At 51.4% G+C, this 23,103-nt stretch carries 14 protein-coding genes and 2 pseudogenes; 6 read left to right on the top strand and 10 right to left on the bottom strand.

The window, feature by feature from the left end; genetic code table 11:
- Positions 1-452 precede the first annotated feature (452 nt).
- On the top strand, positions 453-1,316 hold the full coding sequence (locus A3EQ_RS0113715; protein ID WP_020155748.1) for a thermonuclease family protein: 864 nt from the start codon (positions 453-455) through the stop codon (positions 1,314-1,316).
- Between the two features lie 452 nt (positions 1,317-1,768).
- Here A3EQ_RS0113715 and A3EQ_RS21135 read toward each other — a convergent pair whose 3' ends face one another.
- Positions 1,769-2,062 (bottom strand): hypothetical protein, encoded by a 294-nt coding sequence (locus A3EQ_RS21135; RefSeq protein WP_154652877.1) that lies wholly within the window; start codon positions 2,060-2,062, stop codon positions 1,769-1,771.
- 204 nt (positions 2,063-2,266) lie between these two features.
- Here A3EQ_RS21135 and A3EQ_RS0113730 point away from each other — a divergent pair, with 204 nt between their 5' ends.
- The 3 genes from A3EQ_RS0113730 to A3EQ_RS0113740 are packed head-to-tail and all read left to right on the top strand — an operon-like array spanning position 2,267 to position 6,179.
- Positions 2,267-3,835: a spore germination protein gene (locus A3EQ_RS0113730; protein WP_051091425.1), complete on the top strand. Its 1,569-nt coding sequence runs from the start codon at positions 2,267-2,269 to the stop codon at positions 3,833-3,835.
- Positions 3,836-3,840: 5 nt separating this feature from the next.
- Complete coding sequence (locus A3EQ_RS0113735; protein ID WP_026499983.1) at positions 3,841-5,058, top strand: Ger(x)C family spore germination protein; 1,218 nt, start codon at positions 3,841-3,843, stop codon at positions 5,056-5,058.
- Complete coding sequence (locus A3EQ_RS0113740; RefSeq protein ID WP_020155753.1) at positions 5,055-6,179, top strand: GerAB/ArcD/ProY family transporter; 1,125 nt, start codon at positions 5,055-5,057, stop codon at positions 6,177-6,179. Before A3EQ_RS0113735 ends, A3EQ_RS0113740 begins: the two co-directional genes overlap by 4 nt.
- 405 nt (positions 6,180-6,584) lie before the next feature.
- Here A3EQ_RS0113740 and A3EQ_RS0113750 read toward each other — a convergent pair whose 3' ends face one another.
- The 3 genes from A3EQ_RS0113750 to A3EQ_RS0113775 all read right to left on the bottom strand — a co-directional run bounded on the left by A3EQ_RS0113750 (position 6,585) and on the right by A3EQ_RS0113775 (position 11,242).
- On the bottom strand, positions 6,585-8,576 hold the full coding sequence (locus A3EQ_RS0113750; protein ID WP_020155754.1) for an AMP-binding protein: 1,992 nt from the start codon (positions 8,574-8,576) through the stop codon (positions 6,585-6,587).
- Between the two features lie 430 nt (positions 8,577-9,006).
- Positions 9,007-10,359, bottom strand: a complete 1,353-nt coding sequence (locus A3EQ_RS0113760; RefSeq protein WP_154652878.1) for a restriction endonuclease subunit S — start codon at positions 10,357-10,359, stop codon at positions 9,007-9,009.
- 517 nt (positions 10,360-10,876) lie between these two features.
- On the bottom strand, positions 10,877-11,242 hold the full coding sequence (locus tag A3EQ_RS0113775; protein WP_026499985.1) for a PH domain-containing protein: 366 nt from the start codon (positions 11,240-11,242) through the stop codon (positions 10,877-10,879).
- 132 nt (positions 11,243-11,374) lie between these two features.
- Here A3EQ_RS0113775 and A3EQ_RS0113780 point away from each other — a divergent pair, with 132 nt between their 5' ends.
- Positions 11,375-11,860: a low molecular weight protein-tyrosine-phosphatase gene (locus tag A3EQ_RS0113780; protein ID WP_020155760.1), complete on the top strand. Its 486-nt coding sequence runs from the start codon at positions 11,375-11,377 to the stop codon at positions 11,858-11,860.
- 555 nt (positions 11,861-12,415) lie between these two features.
- Here A3EQ_RS0113780 and A3EQ_RS0113795 read toward each other — a convergent pair.
- From A3EQ_RS0113795 to A3EQ_RS0113815, 3 genes are all read right to left on the bottom strand, one after another.
- Positions 12,416-12,991 carry an O-acetyl-ADP-ribose deacetylase gene (locus A3EQ_RS0113795; RefSeq protein ID WP_026499986.1) on the bottom strand — a complete coding sequence of 192 codons (576 nt, stop codon included), beginning with the start codon at positions 12,989-12,991 and terminating at the stop codon, positions 12,416-12,418.
- 881 nt (positions 12,992-13,872) lie between these two features.
- Complete coding sequence (locus A3EQ_RS0113810; RefSeq protein WP_020155766.1) at positions 13,873-14,829, bottom strand: helix-turn-helix transcriptional regulator; 957 nt, start codon at positions 14,827-14,829, stop codon at positions 13,873-13,875.
- Between the two features lie 107 nt (positions 14,830-14,936).
- Entirely contained in the window at positions 14,937-15,287 is a 351-nt protein-coding gene (locus A3EQ_RS0113815) for an HIRAN domain-containing protein (RefSeq protein ID WP_020155767.1), read from the bottom strand.
- Between the two features lie 465 nt (positions 15,288-15,752).
- On the opposite strand from A3EQ_RS0113815, the pseudogene A3EQ_RS0113825 reads away from it, so the two are divergent.
- Positions 15,753-15,897, top strand: a pseudogene (locus tag A3EQ_RS0113825) (IS21-like element IS5376 family transposase); the annotation flags it as partial.
- A gap of 801 nt (positions 15,898-16,698) precedes the next feature.
- Here A3EQ_RS0113825 and A3EQ_RS0113830 read toward each other — a convergent pair.
- From A3EQ_RS0113830 to A3EQ_RS21765, 3 genes and pseudogenes are all read right to left on the bottom strand, one after another.
- Positions 16,699-17,850 carry a glycerate kinase family protein gene (locus tag A3EQ_RS0113830; RefSeq protein WP_020155770.1) on the bottom strand — a complete coding sequence of 384 codons (1,152 nt, stop codon included), beginning with the start codon at positions 17,848-17,850 and terminating at the stop codon, positions 16,699-16,701.
- A gap of 147 nt (positions 17,851-17,997) precedes the next feature.
- A pseudogene (locus A3EQ_RS0113835) lies at positions 17,998-19,254 on the bottom strand (alpha-amylase family glycosyl hydrolase); the annotation flags it as partial.
- A gap of 371 nt (positions 19,255-19,625) precedes the next feature.
- Positions 19,626-23,102, bottom strand: a complete 3,477-nt coding sequence (locus tag A3EQ_RS21765; RefSeq protein WP_169382706.1) for an ABC transporter permease — start codon at positions 23,100-23,102, stop codon at positions 19,626-19,628.
- Position 23,103 lies beyond the last annotated feature (1 nt).

The following is a 23,103-nucleotide window of genomic DNA, read 5'->3' on the forward strand; positions in this document are numbered from 1 at the left end:
AATGTCTTTTTCATAAATAATGATGGCACTCCAAGGATGGAAATGTCTGCGAAAAGGGAAAATATCCGAAGAGAAAAATGGCAGATCCTTTCGGAAAGGAAATACGCTCAGCCGGAGGTTGTCTCCGAACGGCCGTTTACCCGGCCTATCGGGGCAGCCTCTTTTTTGTCAACGGAAATTCCTTCGTACCGAAATCTTTCCCACGAGACGAACGGCTGCCCCGGGACGGATCCTCCGCTTTCTTGCGGATTGTCTCCCGTTTCTCCTGAAACCGCAGGATGACCCTCCCCGGTTCCGATCCGTTTCCCATAGGCCATTTCCCGCCCGTTTCGCCCCCTTTCAACAAGCTTAAATTTTTCCCCTGAAAAAATAAGAATTTCCATTATAATAGAAAGGGAATTTTATTCAGGATTATTCTTTTTTCACCGACTCACTTCCAAGGGGGCTTGTCGATGAATATCCGGAAGGTTCGCGTTTTTTACCGGTTTCGGAAAATCCTTCCGCTTTTGTTTCTTCTCCTTTACTTAACCGGATGCGGCAATCCGGCCGCAAAGCTTGAAAGTTCCGGAAACATCCCGGCGCAGACGGAAGGCGCCGCGGACGGGGAGCAAGTAAATCAGGCGGCGGAAAAGCTGAACCGGGAAGTTCCCGCTGACACCGCCGGCGATTCCGGACGGATCGCGGCAACCGTCATCAAGGTCGTCGACGGGGATACCTTCGATGCCCGGTTTGCCGACGGCTCCGTGGAAAGGGTCCGCCTCATCTTAATCGACACCCCGGAGACCAAGCATCCGAGGATCGGTGAGCAGCCTTTCGGAAAGGAAGCGTCCGAATTTACCGCCAAGCTGCTGACAGGAAAAAAGGTGGAGCTGGAGCTGGATGTCCAGGAACGGGATCAATACGGCAGGATATTAGCCTACGCCTATGTGGGCGGAAAAATGGTCAATAAACTGCTTTTGGAAAAAGGACTCGCCCGGGTGGCCGTCTTTCCTCCGAATACGAAATATGTGGATGAGTTCCGGGAAATCCAGGATGAGGCCAGGAAAAAGGGAATCGGCATCTGGTCCATCGAAAACTACGTCAAGGAAGACGGATTCCAAAGCGGAGGGGACAAAGGGCAAACCGGGGAAGACGGAAGGAGACCTTCCGCGGAGAAAAGCTGCCAAAATCCAACCATTAAGGGAAATATCAATTCCCGCGGGGAAAAAATCTATCATCTTCCCGGCGGAAGGTATTACGATGTGACAAAGGCGGAAGAATGGTTTTGCACGGAAGAGGAAGCGATGAAGGCAGGATACCGGAAATCCAAGCAGTAACGGGAATAAGTAATGAAAGCCGTGGAAAAGTAAGCGGCATGGTTTTCATGGGCGAAACCCGCTTCCTCCATCGGGGAACACTGCAAATGCCAACATTCCGACTTGACCGCGATCGGGAGAAAGGGCCGTAGCCGGCCTCCTTTCTCCTTTTTTAAGCCGCCAAGCGTCGTTTTCCCCATCCGCCGGAAAATAACTTTTCCCGGGATGGGCGGTGAAAATGGACAACGATCATTTCCTCCGTCAAATCCCGCCAACGCGCGGATCCCCCAGCCGCGCATAGAGCCCCGCCCGCCGGTTGAGGTTCCACCCGTTTCGTCCCTCCATTGGCAAATACCGCAAAAGTTCGTCCGGGCGTTCTCCGGCGATTTTTCCCTCTCCTGATTTTTGAAAAGGGACCCCGCGTATCTGACAAATCCCCCGTTTTCCCCGCCGCCGGCCCGTTTCCCCGGAATTTATGAATTCCCGTCCGTTCCCTTTTTAGCCGCTCTTCCCCCTTGCCGCCCATTTTTTTTCTTTGCCCAAACCGAAGCGATTTGACCGCCGAGCAAAACGGCAAGGAACAGGGTTAACACACAATATTCCGCAGCGCTCATCACCTGGAAGGGGCTCCGCAGATTGGAAAGGGCCGTTTCAAAACCGGTGCCCATCGCCAAATCGACGGCAAAGGACAGCGCGACGAGGGAGACAAACAGAAGAACGGTTATGCCGAGAATTTTGAACATGGTCATCACCTTTTCCCCATCCATATTCTTTCCTCTCTTTCCAATCTTTATGTATAACGGCTTCCCCTTTAACAAATAATGAAAAAAAATCCACGGGAACTTCATTCCGGCCGGGAGCACCCGTTTCCGTCAATCCGGAAATCAAATGATTTAGGGGGAAGCAAATTGGCTTTGTGGTCAGCCTTCTTTAACAAGCTCATCAAAGACAAACAGCGGAAGCCGAACGGAATGAAAAACGGGCCGGCCAGGAGCGGCCGGGCGGACGGCCTGGAAAAAAAGTACTTGGACAAACGTTTGGAAGCGAATATACAAATGATCAAAGAAACGACCGGCAATAGCAGCGACATTATCATCCGCGTCCTGGAAGCCGGAAAGGGTTCCCATTTTCCCTTCCAAGCGGCGGTCGTTATGGCCGACGGATTGTCCGATAACGCGACGGTCAGCGAATTTATCATTGAATCGCTATTGAACGAGCAGCATTTCGAAGACATCCCGAAAGAGGAAGTTTTGACCGTCCTCGAAAAAAAGATTTTATCCGTAACCAATGTCAAAGTGATCAAAGAATGGAACGAATTATTTAACTCCGTCCTGTCGGGGGAGACGGTCGTCCTGGTCGACGGAACGGATCAGGCGCTTGGGGCGGGCACCAGAGGGGGCAAGACGAGGAATGTGACCGACCCGAACACGGAAGTTTCCATCCGCGGACCGAAGGAATCATTCACCGAGTCCATCCGCGACAATACCGCCCTTATCCGCAGGCGGATTTGCAACCCGAACCTGTGGCTCGAATCGATGAAGATCGGGAAAGAGACAAAAACCAATGTCGGAATCATGTATATAAAGGGAATCGCGAACGATGAAATCGTCGAAGAAGTAAAAACCCGGCTCCGCCGCATCGATACGGACAGCATCCTGGATTCCGGAATCATCGAACAATTTATCGAAGATGAGACCTTTTCCGTTTTTCCGACCATTTTTTACTCGGAACGGCCCGATACCATCGCCTCCAATTTGCTGGAAGGAAGGATCGCCATCATCATCGACGGTTCCCCCTTCGTCCTGACGGTTCCGGCGTTGTTCATCGAATTTTTCCAGACTGCCGACGATTATTACACGAGGGTGGATATCAGCAACGCGATCCGGCTGTTGAGAATCTTGGTCTTCTTCGTTTCCATGATCGCCCCGGCCACCTATGTCGCCTTGACCAATTTCCATCAGGAGATGGTCCCGACCCAATTAATTATTACGATCGCCGCCCAGCGGGAAGCCATTCCCTTCCCGGCGATCGTGGAAGTCGTCCTTATGGAGCTGACCTTTGAAATTTTGCGGGAAGCGGGTCTTCGGCTGCCGAAAACGATCGGTCAGGCGGTATCCATCGTCGGGGCCCTCGTCATCGGCCAGGCGGCCGTCCAGGCGGGTCTCGTTTCCCCGATGATGGTGATCGTCGTCGCCGTTACCGGGATCGCCAGCTTTGCCACCCCGTCCTACAGCATCGCCATTTCCGCCCGGCTGATCCGCTTCGCCTTGATGATCATTTCGTCCATTATCGGGATTTACGGCATTATTATCGGCGTGATGTTCATCACCATCCATTTATGCAGTTTGCGTTCCTTCGGCGTTCCTTATATGGCTCCCTTCGCTCCGCTGATCGTGAAAAACCTGGGGGACACCGTCATTCGCATGCCGGCGTGGAAAAAGGACATCCGGCCGAAGCTGATCAGCCAGAACAATATCGAGCGTACCGGGCAAGATCAAGGACCGAAGCCTCCTGACAAAAAAGATGAACAACCAAGGTGAGCGTCATGAGAAAACAAATCCTGCTATGGTTATGCCTGATGTTGACCGTTCCTTCCCTCGCCGGCTGCTGGAGTTCAAGGGAATTGACCAATATCGCCTTTGTGATCGCCATCGGCATCGACAAGTCGGAAGATAACCGTTACCTATTGACGATGCAGATCATGAACCCCAGGAACTCGGCGAGCATGCAGCAAGTCTCCTCCTCCAAAGGTTCCCCGGTAAATGTCTACACCGGAAACGGCAACACCATCGTGGAAGCCGCCCGGGAGGCCATGGGGCATATTTCCCGGGAATTATATTTTTCCCACGCCAATCTGGTCGTCATCGGCGAGGACCTGGCCAGGGAAGGGGTATTGGAAATCTTCGACAGGCTGGAAAGGAGCCCGCAGTTCCGTACGACATCCTTTGTGGTCATCGCCAAAGATATGCGGGCGACCGATCTGTTGAAAATTTTAACGCCCATCGACCAGATCCCGGCAAACAAAATCATCAAAACCATCAAGTTCTCGGAGTCCTTATGGGGGGAATCCATCAAAAAAGACGTCAAGGAAGCCATCGATGATCTTTCTTCTTCCGGAAAACAGCTCACCTTGACCGGATTTTCCATCGAAGGAAACAAACGAAACGGGAGAAACGCAACGGACATGGAAGAAACATTCGTCCCTTCCCGCATCATTTCCGACAAAATCGGGGTTTTTAATAACGATCGGCTGATCGAATGGATCGGCGAGGAAACGGCAAGGGGTTTCCTATGGACGCAAAACCGGATCAAAAGCACCATCATCAATTTCGATTGGGCGAATCACAAAGAGGCCGTATCTTACCGGGTTGTCCGTTCCAAAACGGGGACGAAAGCCGAGCTCTCAAACGGGAGGCCGTCCGTAACCGTATCCGTCAAAGTGGAGGGGAACATCGGGGAAACCCACGTGCCGCTGGATTTATGGGATCCGGCGGAATTGGTCAAACTGCAAGAAGCGATTCGAAAGGAGATTCGCAAGGAAATCTTGAAAAGCGTCGAATTTGCGAAAGAAAAAAAGGTGGACATTTTCGGATTCGGAGAGTACTTTTATTCCGACCATCCGAAATACTGGAAAAAGGTGAAAAAAGAATGGAATCAAAAGATTTTTCCGGAACTGGAAGTGAATGTCCGCGTTGACGCCTACATCCGCAGATCCGACTTGCGGACCAAACCTTATTTTTACCGAATGAAGGGCGGTGAATGACCGTGGAAGAGGCGAAAATCGATCGTCTGCAGCTTTTTCTTCTCATCCTGTTGTTCGAACTCGGCACCGCCATCGTCATCCCCCTCGGTACCGATGCGGGGAGGGACGCCTGGCTGGCCGTTTTGCTGGGGACATTGGGCGGCGCCGTCCTCTTTTTCGTTTACTATCAATTATTTCTCTTTTATCCGGACCAGGTATTTTCATCCTATGTTCAAAGTATCGCCGGAAAACTGGCCGGAGGGATCATCGCCTACGTTTACATTCTCTATTTTTTGTACACCGCCGCAAGGGACTTGCGGGTTTTCGGCGAATTTCTGCTTTCCTCCTTTTATCCGGAAACCCCGCTGTTCATCATCAACGCCTTGATGATCGTCGTCATCATGTATGCGGCAAAAAACGGCATCGAGGTCATCGCAAGAACGGGGGAGCTCAATGTTTTTCTTTTATACTTGATCGCCATTTTCGGGATCGTCCTTCTGTTTTTTTCCAATGCCATCGACTTTCATCGGTTGAAACCCTTTTTGGAGAACGGATTCTTTCCCGTCTTGAAATCCGCCTTCACGGAAATCCTCTACATGCCTTTCGGGGAGGCGGTCGTCTTCGCCTTTATCTTCCCTTATTTGAACCGCAGGAAAGGGGGAAGGATGATCGGGATATGCGCCCTTTTATTCAGCGGCCTGAGCATTGCCCTCACCAAGGCCGTCAACCTGTGCACCTTGGGGATGACGGCCATGAAGAACACGCCCTTCCCGCTTTTGGCCGCCATCAAGGAAATTGACGTGATGGAATTTTTGCAGCGGCTGGATGTCATTTTTCTGATCTCCTTGTTCATCGGCGCTTTTTTCAAAATTGCCATCTATTTTTATGCCTCCGTCATTGCCATCGCCGATTTTTTCCGTCTGGATTCCCACAGGCGGGCGGTTTATCCAATCGGGGTAGTCACTTTAATCGTTTCTATGATGATTGCCAGCAACTACCCCGAACATATCAGGCAAGGATTAAAATGGGAGACCCTTTATCTGCATCTCCCTTTGCAGGTCGTCGTTCCGGTTCTGCTCTTGCTTTTTGCCTTTTGGAAAAACCGGAACAACAAAAAAACCCGGAAAACGCCTTCCGGATGAAGAATCCCGCCCTTTTTTGAAGAAATCGGCACGAGGAGACGGGCGGAATGGCGGCCATCTTTTTTCGGCCCTTTGCAAAAACGCCGGCATTGCTTCGCATTTACCCAAAGGGTTTTATCGCCGGCATGTTCACGGCGATTCAGACCTGCTCCCCCAATGGTTTTGAGCCTGTTTTTCGTGTTTTGCCGCCGGCATGTTCACGTCATTTCCCGAAAAGCGATCCGCCTCGGTTTACATTGTCCGGGAGGATCGGCTGCACTTCATCGTTCGTACGCAGGAAAATTCCCATACGCCTTTTGGAACGGATCCAAGGATCGGCTGCGCTTCATCGTTCGCACGCTCCTGCTCGGAGCGCCGCGGTGGACAACGTCCGGGGGGCTCCCTTTTTCCGCTTTGGGGCATCCTTCATTTTGTGCCCGGCCCCCGGATGGACGTCAGGCTTTCCGGATTCTGCAGGGTGGAAACATCGCCCGGTTCCTGGCCCAAATAGGCGGCGCGGACCAGGCGGCGGGCAATTTTCCCGCTCTGGGTTCTGGGGAGCTGGGGGACGAAACGGACCTCTTTCGGCAGGAACGCCTTTCCCAGCTTTTCCGCGATCAATGTCCGGATTTCTTCTTTGACCGCAGCCGGATCCGGGAGCGTCCCGCCGGGGACGGCAAACAAGACCGGCGCTTCCCCCTTCACTTCATCCGGCACGCCGACGCAGGCCGATTCTTTAATGAGCGGATGCATGACGGCCACCGATTCGAGGTCGGCCGGCCCCAATCTTTTCCCCGCCACATTCATCGTGTCATCCGACCTGCCCAAGATATACCAAAAGCCGTCCCGGTCGATCTTGGCGAAATCGCCGTGATGCCACAATCCCGTCCATCGGCTCCAATAGGCCTCCAAATAGCGCTGATGGTCCTTCCAAAAGGAGTAGGTCATGCCCAAAAAAGGTTTGGTGACCACCAAATCCCCGATGCTGTCCCATACGGGATTCCCCTGTTGATCGACGACGGCGGCGGCCATGCCCGGAACGGGTCCGTGGAAGGAACAGGGCTTTTGCGAAAGGATCGGAACGCATCCCAGGATCCCGCCGGATATTTCCGTTCCCCCGGAATAATTAATGACCGGGCAGCGTTTTCCCCCCACTTTTTCAAAATACCAGAACCAGGGCTTCGGGTTCCAGGGTTCCCCGGTGGAACCTAAAATCCTTAAGCTCGACAGGTCATAGGCGTCCGCGGGGGCGGCCTCCTGCCTCATCAGCGAACGGATCACCGTCGGGGCGACGCCGAAGATGGTAATCCGGTGTTTTTCCACAAGCTCCCACAGCCGGTTTTCATCCGGATAGTCCGGGCTTCCTTCATAGATCACCATGGCCGCCCCGTTGACCGCCGTCCCGAAAACGAGCCACGGCCCCATCATCCAACCCAAATCCGTCAGCCAGAACATGCGGTCGTCCTTTTTCAAATCGAAACAAAAATACATGTCGATGGCGTTTTTCAAGGGGAAGCTGAAATGGGTGTGCAACGTCCCCTTCGGTTTGCCGGTGGTGCCCGACGTATAGAGGATCATATAGGGCTCCGTCGCATCCATCGGCTCGATGGGAACGTCTTCCTGGGAGAGGCTCAATACCGCTTCATAATCCAGCCAATTCCCCTCCCCCTTTGTTCCCGCCCCCCCTTCTTGCCGCCGGAGATTGGCGATGACGACGATGTTTTCCAAGGAATGGACCAGCCGCGCGACCTCGGCGGATTTTTGCGCCAGCGGGATGACCTTTCCCCGCCTGCGGAATCCGTCGACGGTGAACAGACATTTTGCCTCCGCATCCGTGAGGCGCGCCGCCACCGCATCGGTTCCGAACCCGGAAAAACAGGGGACGGCGATCGCGCCGATTTTCGCGCAGGCAAAAAGGATCGCCGGAATTTCCGGGATTTGCGGAACGAAGATTCCGACGGCATCCCCCTTCCGGATTCCCAAGGCTTTCAATCCCGCCGCCAACTGGTCCGTTTCCCGCTTGATCTCGCGGAAAGTTTTCCGGATGATCGCTCCGTCTTCCCCTTCCCAGATGAGGGCCGTCCGTCCGCCGTTCCCCTGATCGATATGCTTCTGCAGGCCGTAAAGATAGAGGTTCGTCAAGCCCCCTTTGAACCACAGCGGCAATTCGGGGCCGCCGGATACGTCCAGCACCCGCTCGTACCCTTTCATCCACGGGATGGACAATTCCTCGAAAACGGCCGGATAAAACCAATCCGGGTCGTTGGCCGCTTTTTCCAGCAAGCTTTCGTACGTTCCGATCCCGTGTTTTTTCATAAATCCGGTCACGTTCGCCCCGTTGACCATCGCTTCGGAAGGATGAAAGCAGATTCCCGATCCGCCCGCATAATCGAAAGCGTTTTCAGTTTGGCCCGTCATAAGATCCCGCCCCCTAAAATTTTTCTATCTATAATTCTTCCATGAACCCCCGATAAAAATCAACCGCAGATGGCAGAATATTTGTGATTTTATTGCAATATCGACTTCAGCCCGCGGTGAAGAACGCCCGCCAAGGGCCGGCCGCGGCGCCCGGCCGTCCACGGATCTTGCGGAACGGACGGGAAACGGGCCGCAAAAAGCGGCGGCGCAAGGCGCACCGTTCCGGAAAAAGCGGCGGTTCCCCGGCGCCATCCAATTCCGGTTCAGGGGCTTGAGGCGCATCCGCATCGAGGTAAAAAACTCCTTGCTCCGCCGGCCGGAAAACCTCCCGTTTGCCGACGCGAAAAAAGAAAGCCTTTTCCTTCCGGCGGAAAAAGAAGGATCCGGTTTTGCCGGCGGCGCCAAAACCTTTTCCTGTCCTGGCGGCCAATTATTTGCGGCTCGGCGAGAAGGTTTTTTTCACCTGCAGGACGATCGGTTCGTCCTTTTCGCCGGCGGTGCCGAGCTTGCCGCGGAAGGCCCGGTCAAGGATCGACCGTTCCAACAGGCCCAATGCTTCTTCCGCTTCCAACAGCCGCCGCCTTTCCGCTTCCAATTTCTTTACCAGGCCGTCCAGCGTCCGGACGATCCGTTTCTGTTCTTCCAGCGGAGGAAGGGGAAAAGGGATGGCGGTCAGCGTGCTTTTCCGGATCGAGGGCACCGAAGTGGCCCGGGTATACCGGAAAAAATCTTCCTTTAAAGACCAATAGAATAAAAATTTATCATCCACGTACCGTTCGTCGGCCTTCATTCCCATGAGATTGCTGTCGATTAAGGCCGGACGCGGCACGATCGCCCGCCGGTTCAGCCGGATCGCCTCGCCGATTTTGGCGAAGATCACCGTTCCCTCGGGGACGGGGTTCGCCTTCATCCGCTTTCTCGTCTTTTCGTCCACCGTAATTTCCGCTTCGGAAAGATAACCGTTTTCATCCGCATATTTCAAATCCCCGACTTTGTAAAAGGGATAGCCCTTTCCCTTTCCTTTTTCCAGTCCGCCGGGAAAGGGACTCCCCGTGTAAAAATGCACCACCGATCCTAAAGGAACCCACTTCCAATTTTCGGGGAGCGGGCGTCCATTTTGTCTTGCGCCGTCGGACGGCGTCTCTTCCCGGCCCCCGTCCTCCGGCCCGTTCGGCCCGAAATAGCCGATGAAGGCCTTTTGCAGCAATCCCGCCTTCCGCAAGGACAAAGATTCTTTTACCTCCTCGATCAGCATTTTCGCCCGCTCAATCTTCCACATGAAGAGATCGATTTTTTCCACGATCCGCTTCTGTTCGGGCATTGGGGCGACGGCCAGGGGCATTTTTTTCAAATACTTGAAATGCCGGCTGTATCCCCTGTCCGGGAGGGGAATGTTTTTCAATAAATAATAAAAATATTTCGGGTCGATGAAAGAAACGGGCCGGAGGATTTTCGTCCCCTCCGCGCCGGCGACAAAATCGAAATCCACCCATTTGATGCATCGCGTATGGTCGCCGAAGATGACGACGGGCAAATCCCCGGAAAAACGGAATTCCTCCTGATCGGTGTAACCGGCGATGAACGGCTGGCCCTGATCGACGACGGGCAGCCTGCCCTCCTTCCGGTATTTTTTCTTCGGCAGCTGTTTTTTCCGCTCAAAATAATGGATGACCACTTTATCAAAAAAAACCCATGCCCAGCCTTCCGGCAGCGGATACGGTTCCATTTCCTTCGGGACGAAAAATCCGTCCGGAAATTTTTCCCGGGATTTTTCCTTTGCCAATTTCAAGCACCTCTTATTTTCGTTCACAAAACGTCCTTTTCCTTTCGCGGAATCGGCCGCCGTCCGGTTGGAGACGGCGGAGATTTTGATGCCTTCTCCCGTTTGGAATCATCCGACGACAATCTCATCCGGGTACGAAGATGGCCGGTTTCCGGAATTTTGCGGGCACTTCCCGCGGTTTCACCGGGAAAGCGGCGAAAAACGCCGTCCGCCAACGGGAGTCCTGTATGTTTTTTTCGGGACACATCGTCCCTCAACGGGAATCCCGTTCTTGTTTTTTCGGAAAACATTGTCCGCCAGCGGAATTTCCCGTCTTATTTTTTTACGGAAGAAACCGCAGTCCAAAAGGGACTCGGAAACGGGATCCCCCAGCCTTTTTCCCGGATCCGTCCGTTCTGAACGGAAAGACGTCTACCCCCGTCTTGTGTCCGGGGGAACTTTTTCCCGGAACCGTCCATCCTGAACCCGGTCGCCTTTTGCCGATTCCGCATTTAACATTTCGCGGAAAAAGGCGGGATCACAGGATATATTTGCCGATCAGCCGGTCCAGCTTTCGGATATCCACTTTTTTGTTTATGTTCAGCTTGAACGTCCCCGCTTTTGTCCACAGCTCCAATTCCGCGTTGACATCAAGCAGCCCCGCATTTTCCGAGGAATACATGATGATCGATTTGAAAGGGATGGTATAGATTTCCACCTTTTTCCCGGTGAGGCCCTGCCGGTCGGCGATAATGAGCCTTTTATTGGTAATGACGGCCACGTCCCGGACCGTCTTGTAGGCCGCTTCCGCATATTCCCCTTCCACCAAGATTTCATTGACCTCTTTCGGAACCGGCACTTCTTCAAAAAACGTCCATTCCATGATCGCGTTCAGTCCTGCCATTTTCATCCCTTCTCCATCATGGTTTTTCATAATAAATGTATCATCCCGGCTTGAAAAAATCTATGCGGTCCCCGTTTCCCTATTGCTTTTTTCCCCTTTTCAAAGAAAATGGAATTGAGGAGGAGATGCAGCATGATCAAGGTGTTATTCGTTTGTATGGGAAACATTTGCCGTTCGCCGATGGCGGAGGCGGTTTTCAAGCATTTGCTGGAAAAAGAGGGACTCGCCGGGCATTTTACCGTCGATTCCGCCGGGATCGGCGGGTGGCATACGGGCGAAAAACCCCACCGGGGGACAAGAAAGATCTTGGATGAGAACGGGATTTCCTATGAAGGAATCTACGCGAGGCAAATCCGCAGGGACGATTTGCGGGAATTCGATTACATCCTCGTTATGGATGAAGAGAATTACGAAGACGTCCTCCGCCTCGATCCCGGGGCGAAAGGGAAAGTCTTCCGTCTGCTCGACTTCGTTCCCGGCAAAAAGGGAATGGACGTCCCGGATCCCTATTATACGGGAAGATTCCGAGAAGTTTACGAATTGGTTCAAGAAGGCTGCCGAAAATTTTTGGAACACTTAAAACGGGAGCATCCGCTCCTGACAAAGGCAGGCCATTGATCCGCTTTTCCCGCGCCTTTGGCTTTTTCGCCGCGTGCGCGGATCGTTAAACCGGAAAAGGCCGCCAATCGGCCGCCCAACTTGGGGTTCATCCTGCGGGGGGCAAGGGAGAGAAAAGCCGGAACCGAGAATCATATTCCGGATTCGTGCCGGCTCACGCCCTTTCGGTGACGAACGTCTAAAACAAGGGAAACTGGTTTCGCATCCGGCACCGGCAGTAGAAGGGTTTGAAAATCCCTTCCGGATTTGAACGCCGAAACATGCGGAATCGGCTTGTCGTCCGTATCTGCATCCGACGTCGGCTGCGGAAGGGTTCCTGTACAGTATATCGGCCAGCCTTTTTCACGTGATGCTGGCAAGCGGACCGGGCGTCCGATAAAAAATGGGCGGGATTTTGCAAAAAGCCGCGCCCGGAACAAGGCCGGGCCGCCGGGAAGGCCAAAAGAAGGCCGTGAAATCATGGAATCTTGGGATCCGACAAAAGAAAGGGGCGTCCGCCGTCCCATGCCGGGGTGTGCGGAAGTCCCTTTTTTCCGTCCGACTGCCGGATCCCGTTCATGCCTGTTCCTTCGATCCTTCTTCCAATAGCTTATGCAACGCCCTTTCATAAATTTGGTAATCTTCCTTGCTGAAGAGGGTCATGACCACCTTTTCCAGCGGATCCGTCCTTAAAAATCCGACGATCGCCTTCAGGGCGACTTCCGCCGCCAAATCCACGGGAAAGCGGTAAGCCCCGGTGGAAATGGAAGGGAAGGAAATGCTCTTTATCCCTTTTTCCTTTGCCAATTTCAGCGAATTACGGTAACAATCGGCCAGCTGTTCCATTTTCCATTCCCGATCCTTCCCGTCCCAGATCGGGCCGACGGTGTGGATGACGTATTTCGCCTTCAGCCGGTAGCCCTTCGTGATCACCGCCTCGCCGGTGGGCAAAAACTCCCCTTTCAGCTGCTCCCGACGGATCTTTTTGCATTCTTCCAGGAGTTCCGGCCCGGCCGCCCGGTGGATGGCTCCGTCCACCCCGCCCCCGCCCATCAGGGAACCGTTGGCGGCGTTGACGATCGCCTCCGTTTCCTGGCGGGTGATATCTCCGGTCACGAGTTCCAGCACGCATCCGTTCACGTTTGCGATCATCCGGTTTTCCTCCCTTTTCATCAAGGTTGATAATTTTCGATTTCACTCCGGGCGATTGCACCGTCATGTATTTCATGCTCTTTTGTGAACTGTTCCAAATAAGAATCAAGAATTTTATGCATATTTCTTCTCCCCCTTTTTCTTCCTACATTCATTAACTTGCGCTTCTGCGGAATCTTTCCCAAAGATACAAAATCCCTTTGTATATTCTTCAAGAACCGTTTTTTCTGAATGATAGGAAAAAAATTAAACAGTCATTATTTGGAACTCTCTAAATTTCTACATTATACGGAAGAAATGTCATCTACCGATGTAATCAACCGAAACAAAATAATGATGTGGAGTAGAATGAAATTATTATGCATGAACCAATTTTTGTCAAAAATATAGTGTTCAAAATCCACAGGATTTATTTTCATTCTTCCTACATCTCGTTGGTCACATACTCAAAATTCACACTATTTATATTAGACTCTTTTGAACCTCTCTTCTTTTATTTTATAACAATATCAAGGGTTAGCTGATAATGTACAACTTAACCATTTAGTTCTTTGAAGTATGACAGTTTTCCTTCGATATATCCCTCTCATCTGCCTGATTCTATTTTCCTAATTGACCTATACCATCCTTTCTCCACATGGTTCTTGTGCTTGTAAAGGATGATTGTCTTTCTTAGTTCGGGTACTGTTTATAACTTAATTATTCTTGATGGAATATGATTCCAACAATAAAAAGTTAATCTTCTTCTCTTTCAGATCATTCAATGTGTCTATTTTCTACAGATAATAATCGGAAAAACTTTGTTCCAGGAATACCATGTTGAGGCTTTTTGATTACGGAATAATAAGATGTGTGTATTGCTAAAGAATCTATGTTCAGTTTTATTCGTAGATTTTTTGCCAGCACATCAACATATCGCGCATTTTCTTCCTGTACGATTCGGGTTCCAAAATCTCCGCTTCCGGTCCGTATTGACAGATCCAGTTAAGAAACTCCCGGTCATGGTTGAGGGTCACTTCGAAGAGGAGGCTGCCGTCTTCCAGGTCGGTCATCCTCGGTTTTACAAACAGTTCTTCCTCCTTGATGTACCTCGCCACTTTCGGCGAAAAGCGGACCTTGAAGCGGATCAGCCGGTCTCCCCTTTCGATGGACCAGGAATGTTGCAGATAGGCGCGGATATTGAAATAATCCTTGTCAAAAGTTTGTTCCAAAATGTTGACCGCTTTAAAGCGGCTGATGCGGAACGTCCTCACTTCCTTCGCCAAATGGCAATACCCGATCAGGTAAAACCGGTTTTCCCGCGGAACGAGATAATAGGGGTCGATTTTTCTCCGCGTCTCGATATTCCTGCTCTGGGTATGATAGACGGTATCGATCGTATGTTGGGAAAGAATCGCCTGGATGATGGCAGATAAAAAATGGGTGGATTCCTCCCGATAGGCCGGCGTTCCCATCTGGATCACCCGGGCGACGCGATCCAGGATCTCGTCGTTTTCCATCTTTTCTTTCCGGTAAGCGGCCATCACCTTTTCATAGGCCGTCTCAAAACCGGGAGACAACATTCCCTTGACCGGATCGATCACCGAAGGCAACATGGAGAAGGCCAACGCCTCCTGCTCGGTCCAGTTTAACGGATATAAAGAAAAATTCCCGATAAAGCGATACCCTTTCCCGTGCCCGAGATGGGTGATGGGAGCGATCAGGCTCAACAGTTCAAGATCCCTGTAGATGGTCCGTTCCGTCGTTTCGCATCGCTCGGCCAGTTCCCGCGCCAGGATGCCCGGTTTCGATTGGATGAGGATCAGAATGCGAAGCAATCGTATCAACCGTTCCGTCATTTTCTGGCACCCCTGTTTCATAGAATTCCCGCTGTTTATCGTTATTCGAGAACGAGATTTGATTTCCTTTCACCATTGAAACGGATGCTTCGCAAAAAACGAACCGGTTACCCGAATATTTTGCTCTCTTCCCATCCCATGAAAAAATGAATCCCCTTCACCTCGGGCAAAAGCTCGAGAATCACCGTATCGTTCAGGATAAACCTTACAGCGCCAACAATGCTTTGTTCAAAAGTGTCATAGATTCTCCCCGCGCTATGGCAACCCCGGGGGACGGTATGCGTGCTGTTGGCCACATAACCCACCTTGCCGATGGATGGGATTTCCGCCCGGATCGCTTCGGCATCATAGGGATTGTCCGGTTCTTTGGTCAATACGATGACTTGGTTTAGTTGAAAAATCTTCGTTCCGAAATAATGGTGAACGCCCGTTATGGCAACGTACACCCATTTTTCCATCCCGATCCCCTCCGGTGGAAATTCGTATCCGCTTTTACGAATTTTTGCATCGCATCAGCAGGCTGCCGTCTCCGCAATCCTTACACGATTTTTCTATGTTTTGTCTCATGAATAAATATATCTCCCTTCTGCGACAACTCCTTGTCAGGGAACCTATGTTCGGTTTTAAAGTTTGTCATCCACAACATTTCAAACATCACGTTTTTCCGCATGCCGCCGTTTCGAGGAAAGTGAAATTGGATGAGATCAGCTGCTTTGGTCTTTTGATTCAAGGTTAAAGCTCAAGGATGTCCGAAGGTTGAAATAATCCTTATTTACCTTACTATTGCCGGTTCTAATTCAAAACGCAGAACAATTTCTATTGCATTTTATACTGTTAAAGCCGATGATAAAATCCCCAATATAGCCGGAATAAAATTCCCCACTTACATTAGAACCATAGTGTCGATGAGAGGAGCTAGGTTTTTGATTACGAGAGGGGAATTTTTCATGATCAAAGAGATGTATGAAAGGGGAAAGTATTTCCGATATCGCAAGGGAAGGGATCGATCGGAAAACCGGCCGAAAATATATTCACTCTCCCAATCCCCCTTCCAAATCCAAGCGAAAACCAACAAGAAAAACAGAAGGATCCAAGAGGTCCTTCCGGGGAATTTTAAACCGGCGATTTTGGCGAAAAAATAATCGGCCTTGACAAAATGAGAAATCAACATAGTATTTTTTGTTTTTAGTTTCATTTCTTTAGGGTTATTTTGGAATGTGGGTCATTATGTAGATGAATACAACTGATCTCCTGACCTTGTAACAGGTGGAAAATTTTGTCTTTTTTTGAATTGGATTGGATTAGGTTTACTTCTTATTCTCTCCGTAATTTCAGGATTAGGGCTTTTTAAGCGTTCCGAATAACGTACAGTTCCCTCAACACTCATACCAACGTTATTATCCCAATCCATAACGAAACAGGCGGAGAATTTCTGATCAAGGAACCACAGCCCTCCCTCCGCCTTTCTGTCAATTAAAATGGATTGTATGATTCTCGAAAACCTTCATACATACTCTTCTTGCTTGGATTTTCTTTTTTCTACATTTTCCACATGTGATTTGGCAATTCGCCGCTTTTCTTCCCGGTCGCGGAATTATTTCATGATCCTCGCAATGGTCGTAATTCTAGAACCAGGAAAAATCTCCCCAATTAAAGACCCACCATTCACCCTGACTTGTTACATTGTTGATAAGAGCCATTGGAGGGAAAATGGGTTGTAAAAAATGGGCATCATCTTCTGGCCGGCGTTATTAGCGTCGCGTGTGGAGCATCATGAAATTTTTGCAATACGTTTTCCACAGACGGTAAAAATCGGTGTCCATTCGCTGACGCGTGACTGCGGCTTTTCCACTGACGTTTGACACCATTTCACGTAACCCCCGCCCTGAGCATTCGGACAACCTGCTCGACCGTTACTTCAATCTGTTTGGCGGCAATATTCGGTTGAAGGGCTTCCGCTAACGGACGGCATTCCGTTTGGATGGAGAAGACCGCATGGAGAAACCGATTGATTTCTTGCAGTTCCGTGTCAATCCGGCCGGCGATGCCGACGGCAATTTTCCCGTGCTTCCTTGCCAGTTTTCCCACGCCGATCGGCACTTTGCCCATCATGGACTGGTTGTCCAAGCTTCCTTCCCCGGTGATGACCACATCGGCCCGCCTTATTTTTTCTTCCAATCTTGTCAGCTTTATCATCGTTTCCACCCCGGAAGAAATGCGGCCGTTCAAACAGGCGGTGATGGCGCCGCCGAGCCCTCCGGCCGCCCCTGCGCCTTGAATTTCTTGCACATTGACACCGTAATGGTTTTCAAACAGTTTGGCCAGCTTCCGTAACGCTTCGTCCAGCACGGCAATTTCAGATTCATTTGCTCCTTTTTGCCGGGCAAAAACGTAAGCCGCTCCCTTCTCCCCATAAAAGGGATTCATGACATCACTGGCGGCAATAAATCGGCATTCCTTCAGCTCAGGGATGGCGTCATCATCCGAAAAACTCGCAACTTTCAACAAAGGATTTCCTTCTTTTCCGATTTCCTGCCCCGTTTCGTCATAAAATTTCCATCCGAGGGCCTGCAGCATGCCGACGCCGCCGTCGTTCGTCGCACTTCCGCCAAGGGAGATGACAATGCGGCGATATCCCCGTTTGACCGCATCGCGGATCTGTTCTCCAAGGCCGTAAGTCGTTGTATACATCGGATTTCGTTCCGCCGGGGCAAGGAGCATGAGTCCGCTGCTTTGGGCCGATTCAATAAATGCCGTTTCCTCCCCATCCTGCCCGATCACGGCATAGGTTGCCTTTACCCGTTCCATCCGCGGACCGTGTACGAACACTTCGATTCCCTTTGCCGAATCGGGATTTCCGGATAAAAGAACGTCGACGCTTCCCTCTCCGCCGTCAGCCATCGGAGCGATCTCCACTTCCGCTTCAGGAAACGCCCGCAAAATTCCGCTTTTTGCGGCTTTCCCCGCCTCATATGCGGAAAGGGAATCTTTAAAAGAATCCGTTGCGATTAAAAATCTCATGAAAATCCAGCTCCTGTTCCTTCCTTCACATCCGATTTTAGAAAAGAAAGGGCGAGGTATGCGCCCTTTTTTCATCGATCAATAATTTCAGGGGGTCGAATCCTAAAGAACATCCCCCGGCTGCCGAAAAACATCCGTCCCGCCCGGTTACTTGATCCACACAAACTGATACGGGGACAATGAGAAGGATCCATTCACTTTTTCACCCGTAAACAAATCCTCTCCGCTTATTCCCAAGTCGACCCTTGCCGTGTTTGGCGTGACGTTCACAACCAAATAAACCGATTCACCCGTATGTTCGTTCTCCCTTTTTAAGGCAAATACGTGATCGCCCAATTCAAGGATCTTTTGCGGTGCATAGGGCGAGAATGCCGGCTGTTTGCGGCGGATTTCGATCATTCGTTTCAAGCCGTGAAAAATCGCTTTGCGCCGGGAATTATTTTCCAATTCATGGACAATGCGGCCGTATTCAAGTTTTTCACGATTGATCCGGCGGTTTATTCCTGATTCCTCAAGGCCCTTATAATCATTGCGCGAGCCGAGCAGCGAATGATAATAGATGGCCGGAACACCGATTACCGATAGTAAAATCGCATGGGCCGCAAGCATTTTTTGAACTTGCCGCTCTTCCGTGACATCGGTATCCCGGTTCATGAGCGCGTCAAAATAATTTATGTTCAATTCGTAGACCGACCGGCTTCCGTCGGTATTCGTTTTATAGGAGACTCGTCCGCCGTTTTGCAACACTTTCTCCACCAATAATAGTTTCTCTTCTTCCGACAAAATCCCTTCTGTCGGGCGCATGCCGATTCCGTCATGGCTGGCCAAGAAATTAAAATAGGTGGCTTGGTCGGAGACTTTCCCGATGGTTTTCGCCCACTCCGTTAATTTTCGCGAGTTATGAACCGTGAACGCATGTAACACGAGCGGCGGGAGCGAAAATTGATAGACCATGTGGGCCTCATTTGTCCCGTCTCCGAAATAGCTGATATTTTCAGCATGCGGCACGTTCGTTTCGGTGATGATTTGGGTATTTGGTTTAAAATAATCGAGAACGAGCCGCCACAATTGAATGATGGCATGGGTCTGGGGCAGATGCATGCAACTGGTGCCGGATTCCTTCCATATAAAACCGATCGCGTCTAAACGAATGCTCGCCGCCCCTTTGTAGGCATACTCGAGCAGAATATCGGTCATCTCCAATAAAACCGGGAAATGACGGAAATTGACGTCGATTTGATCTTCACTAAACGTCGTCCAGGCCGTTTTCCTTCCATTGACCCCCAGATATTCATGAAATAAAGGGGTTGTCCTTGGCCGGATGACCCTACTTGTATCAAAGGACGGATCCTTCGGAATGAAATAATGTTCATCATTCGGATTATTTTGCAAATACCGCTGAAATCAACCCTCGTTGTTCTTACCGTTATATTATTTGAATTTTTTATGAAAAAACATTAGGCTTGGCACCGTTACCTGAAACCTTTTCTCTTCCCTTGAAAATATGATTTCAGCCCCCTGTTGAACAGGGGGCTTTTGTTTTTATCTCAAATTTCCTATGGAAGATTTTTTCCCAAAATCATAGATGCAGTTGCCCGCTTCTTTTTGGAATTTCTTTTTCCGACAAACTCCGTACCGCACTGCTCCTCCCTAATTTGTACCACATTAACGGGCCGGGCCCCGTTGACCATCGTCACCATCAAGGCTGCAGGCCCGGGGATGGGAAATGCCCGCTTCCGGATCGCCGGCTGTTTTCCGCTCCCGTCCCCCGCTTCCTAATCGACGGACTTCAGCGATTCCGCCATAGGAATGCCCTTCAGTCTGTAATGCATGACCAGGTTGACGGCGATGGAAAAGGCGAAGGTCAAAAGGGCCGACCAAAGGAAGCTGTCCGGATGAACCTGCTGGCCGAACATCATCGTATCGATTTCCATCGTATCGATCACATGGCGGTGGAGAAGGATTCCCAATAGGAAACCGGTCAATGTCCCGATCAAGGTCAGGAGCAAATTTTCCCGGTAAACGTAAGCATCCACTTCCCAATTCCGGAAGCCGAGCACTTTGACCGTCGCGATTTCCTTGATCCGTTCGGTGATGTTGATGTTGGTCAAATTGTAGAGAACGACAAAGGCGAGGGCCCCCGCGGAAACGATGAGGATCAGCACGACGGAATCGAGGCTTTTTAACGTATCGTGGAAATGGTCGGCGATATCCTTCAGGAAAAAGACGTTCACCACCCCGTCCTGTTTCATCAGATCTTCCGCCAAGGCCGTCCTGCCGTTTCCTTCCGGGTCCTTCAAGGAAAAAATCGCCTTATCGTAATCCGGGGCCTTCCCCGTTATTTTTTCATAGTACGCCGGGGACATGTATAGATAATGGGACATGTAGTTCTCGGCAACGGCGGAGATTTTCGCTACGTAGGTATGGTTGTCCGGATCCCGGAAACGGATCGTATCCCCTGGTCCGGCGTTCAACAGTTCGGCCAGCTTTTCGGTGATGACGGCCCCGTCCTCCGGGATGCGGATGGCACGTTTTGTCTTTCTTTCCCGTAGATGAATGAACGGATCCAGCTCCTCCGGTTCTTTCGGAATGAGCAAATTGGCTTCATAGGAACGGTCCGACCCGGAAAGCAGGGCGTCGACCGATTCGCCGCTTAAGGGCATGTAGGCTTGGACTTCTTTCCGGGTCCCCAAAATCGCCGCCCAGTCTACAGCTTCCCCATCCGATCCTTCCGCGATGACCTGGCCGTCATAGAGAAAAATTTCCTTAAACTGTTTTCCCATGATATCATTGATGGAGTCGCTTAATCCGAAACCGGTGATCAACAGGGCAGTGCAGCCGGAAATGCCCAGCACGGTCATGAAAAATCGCCGCTTGTACCGGAAGATGTTCCGGAAAGAGACCTTATAGGAAAAGGACAGCCGGGACCACAGGGGAGTGATCCTCTCCAAAAGGATCCGCTTCCCCGGCTTCGGCGCCCGCGGCTGCATCAGCCTCGCCGGCACGGACCGCAATTCCTGCATCACCGCCAAAAAGGTGGAGGCCGTCGTCGTCAGAAGGGCGATGGCGGTGGAAAGGACGGCTAGATCCCAATGATAGGGCGTTAAAATGTCGGGAATCGTATACATGATTTGGTAGGACTCCATGATCGCCTTCGGAAACAGCCGGAAACCGACGGCAAGCCCGAACAGGGATCCCAACAGGCTGGAGGAAAAACCGTAGATCAAATAGTTGGCGGCGATCCGTCCGGATCCGTAACCGATGGCCTTCAAGGTCCCGATTTGCACCCGATCTTCTTCCACCATCCGCGTCATGGTCGTCAAACACACGAGGGCGGCCACCAAAAAGAAGAACAGGGGGAAAACCTTCGCCACCGCGCCGATCCTTTCCGCATCGTCCCCGTATCCGGAATAGCCCGGATTTCCGTCCCTTGTAAATACAAACCATTCATCCGGGATCTCCTGCCAATTTTTCTCCGAATCCCGGATTTTTTCTTCCCCTTGGCGAATTTCGCTCAAAATCTTCGCCTTTTCCGCCTCGTAATTTTTCCGTTCTTCCGCCAATTTCGCCTTCGCCGCGTTCAGCCGGTTCCTCCCTTCCGACAGCGCCTGCTGCAGTTCCCTTTCCTTCCGGGTGATCTCCGCAGCCCCGGCGGCGATTTTTTCTTCGTTCCGGGAGATTTCCCGTTTTGCCCGGTCCAGCTCCGCTTTGCCCCTCTTCAATTCCTCCTCCGCAGCCTTGAGCTCCGCCAAGCCGTTTTCATAGCGGCTCAATTCGGACCGGTATTCTTTCTTCGCCCCATCGAGGAGGTCCCGTCCGGCTTCGTATTCCGCCTTTTCCCTTTCGTAAACCTCTTTTTGCCCGGTCCATTCCTGTTCCATTCGGGAAAGGGACTTATCCAATTCGGCGGCGACGGCCGGGCCGTTTTCCCCGTTATAGCTGTTCAACAGCCATTCCTTCATTTCTTCGGGCAGGCCGGCATTTTCGATCAGCTGTTTGAATGTTTCCCGGGAAATCGGGGAGATTTGGAGCAAGGCCTCCCGCAGCGAGCGTAATGCCCCGATGGTCCGTTCCAGTTCTTCCAGCTGTTTCCGCCCTTGTTCCAGCCGGCCTTCAGCCGCTTTAAGCTTCCCTTCCGTCGCTTTTATTTCCTGTAACCCTCGGTCCAGTTCACGCTTCGCCGAAACCAATTTTTCCCTTTCCTGCAGATAATGCCGATAGGCGGCCTGCCATTTTTCCTCATTTTCTTTGTAGGCGGCTTTTCCCTTCGCCAAAGCCCCCTTTGCCTCTTCCAATTCCGCTTTCGCCTGTTTCAATTGGGCTTCGGCCGCTTCTTCTTGCGCCTTTAAATCCGCTTCGCCCCTCCCGATGTCCCGCTCCGCGCGCAAAAGCTCCCTGTTCCCGGCGGCAAGCCGCTCCTTTGCTTTCCGTTTTTGCTCGGCCAGTTCCGCTTTCGCCGCGTCCAGCTTCCTCGCCAAATCCCTTTTGTCGGCGGAGGCAGCCTCGGACCCGAGTTTTTCCAGCGATTTTTTGATCGGCTGCAGATGTTTGTCATATTCCCGGGTAAAGGCGGTCAAGCGGCGGGATTCCTCCGTTTGGATAAAAAGGTCCGTCGGTTTTTCGCCGGCGAAATCTTCTTCCGGGATGAAGGCAAAGAAATCGATGGCACCGTCCCCGATGTTGGTCTGGCCCCGTTCGAAGCTGATATATAAAGGGGAATCGATGACGCCGACGACGGTAAAGGTCTGCCGTTTCAAAACATCCCCGGTTTTTTCATCCTCCGCCGCCGACAAAGTAACGCTGCTGCCCAATATGACATCCCCGGGAGCGTATTTTCCCCCTTCCACGGCCATTTCACCCGGCTTTTCCGGCAGCCTGCCCGCCTTCAGCACCGGCTGATTCAATCCCTTCTTCCCGCGGAAATCGTCTTCATTATAGCTGTACACCCTGACAATGTACGTGTTGCCCTGCCCGGTGGTCAGAAAAAGATCTTTCGAGTACCCATCCTGGACTTTTCCGATCCCCTTTTCCTTTTTCACCCTTTCCATGTCCTCTTTATCCAATCCGAGCGGCGCATACACGCGAAGATCGGAAAGGTTGGTCCGTTTAAAATATTCGTCGGCGGAAAGGATCATGTCCGGTTCCGTCGCATTGATCCCGGCGAAAAATCCCGTTCCGAGGGCGATGATGGCAAAGATGGAAAGGAAGCGGGTCTTCGTCTTCCAGATGGTGCGAAAGCATAGCTTGGACATC

Source organism: Caldibacillus debilis DSM 16016, assembly GCF_000383875.1.
GTDB lineage: Bacteria > Bacillota > Bacilli > Bacillales > Caldibacillaceae > Caldibacillus > Caldibacillus debilis.

Bases quoted from the DNA above. Each gene is read 5' to 3' on its own strand.
- A3EQ_RS21765 (WP_169382706.1), bottom strand. From the start codon at position 23,102: ATGTCCAAGCTATGCTTTCGCACCATCTGGAAGACGAAGACCCGCTTC.
- A3EQ_RS0113815 (WP_020155767.1), bottom strand. From the start codon at position 15,287: ATGGAAAAATGGGTGTACGTTGCCATAACGGGCGTTCACCATTATTTC.
- A3EQ_RS0113775 (WP_026499985.1), bottom strand. From the start codon at position 11,242: ATGGCAGGACTGAACGCGATCATGGAATGGACGTTTTTTGAAGAAGTG.
- A3EQ_RS0113795 (WP_026499986.1), bottom strand. From the start codon at position 12,991: ATGATCGCAAACGTGAACGGATGCGTGCTGGAACTCGTGACCGGAGAT.
- A3EQ_RS0113780 (WP_020155760.1), top strand. From the start codon at position 11,375: ATGATCAAGGTGTTATTCGTTTGTATGGGAAACATTTGCCGTTCGCCG.
- A3EQ_RS0113750 (WP_020155754.1), bottom strand. From the start codon at position 8,576: ATGACGGGCCAAACTGAAAACGCTTTCGATTATGCGGGCGGATCGGGA.
- A3EQ_RS0113740 (WP_020155753.1), top strand. From the start codon at position 5,055: ATGACCGTGGAAGAGGCGAAAATCGATCGTCTGCAGCTTTTTCTTCTC.
- A3EQ_RS0113810 (WP_020155766.1), bottom strand. From the start codon at position 14,829: ATGACGGAACGGTTGATACGATTGCTTCGCATTCTGATCCTCATCCAA.
- A3EQ_RS0113735 (WP_026499983.1), top strand. From the start codon at position 3,841: ATGAGAAAACAAATCCTGCTATGGTTATGCCTGATGTTGACCGTTCCT.
- A3EQ_RS0113715 (WP_020155748.1), top strand. From the start codon at position 453: ATGAATATCCGGAAGGTTCGCGTTTTTTACCGGTTTCGGAAAATCCTT.
- A3EQ_RS0113730 (WP_051091425.1), top strand. From the start codon at position 2,267: ATGAAAAACGGGCCGGCCAGGAGCGGCCGGGCGGACGGCCTGGAAAAA.
- A3EQ_RS0113830 (WP_020155770.1), bottom strand. From the start codon at position 17,850: ATGAGATTTTTAATCGCAACGGATTCTTTTAAAGATTCCCTTTCCGCA.
- A3EQ_RS21135 (WP_154652877.1), bottom strand. From the start codon at position 2,062: ATGGATGGGGAAAAGGTGATGACCATGTTCAAAATTCTCGGCATAACC.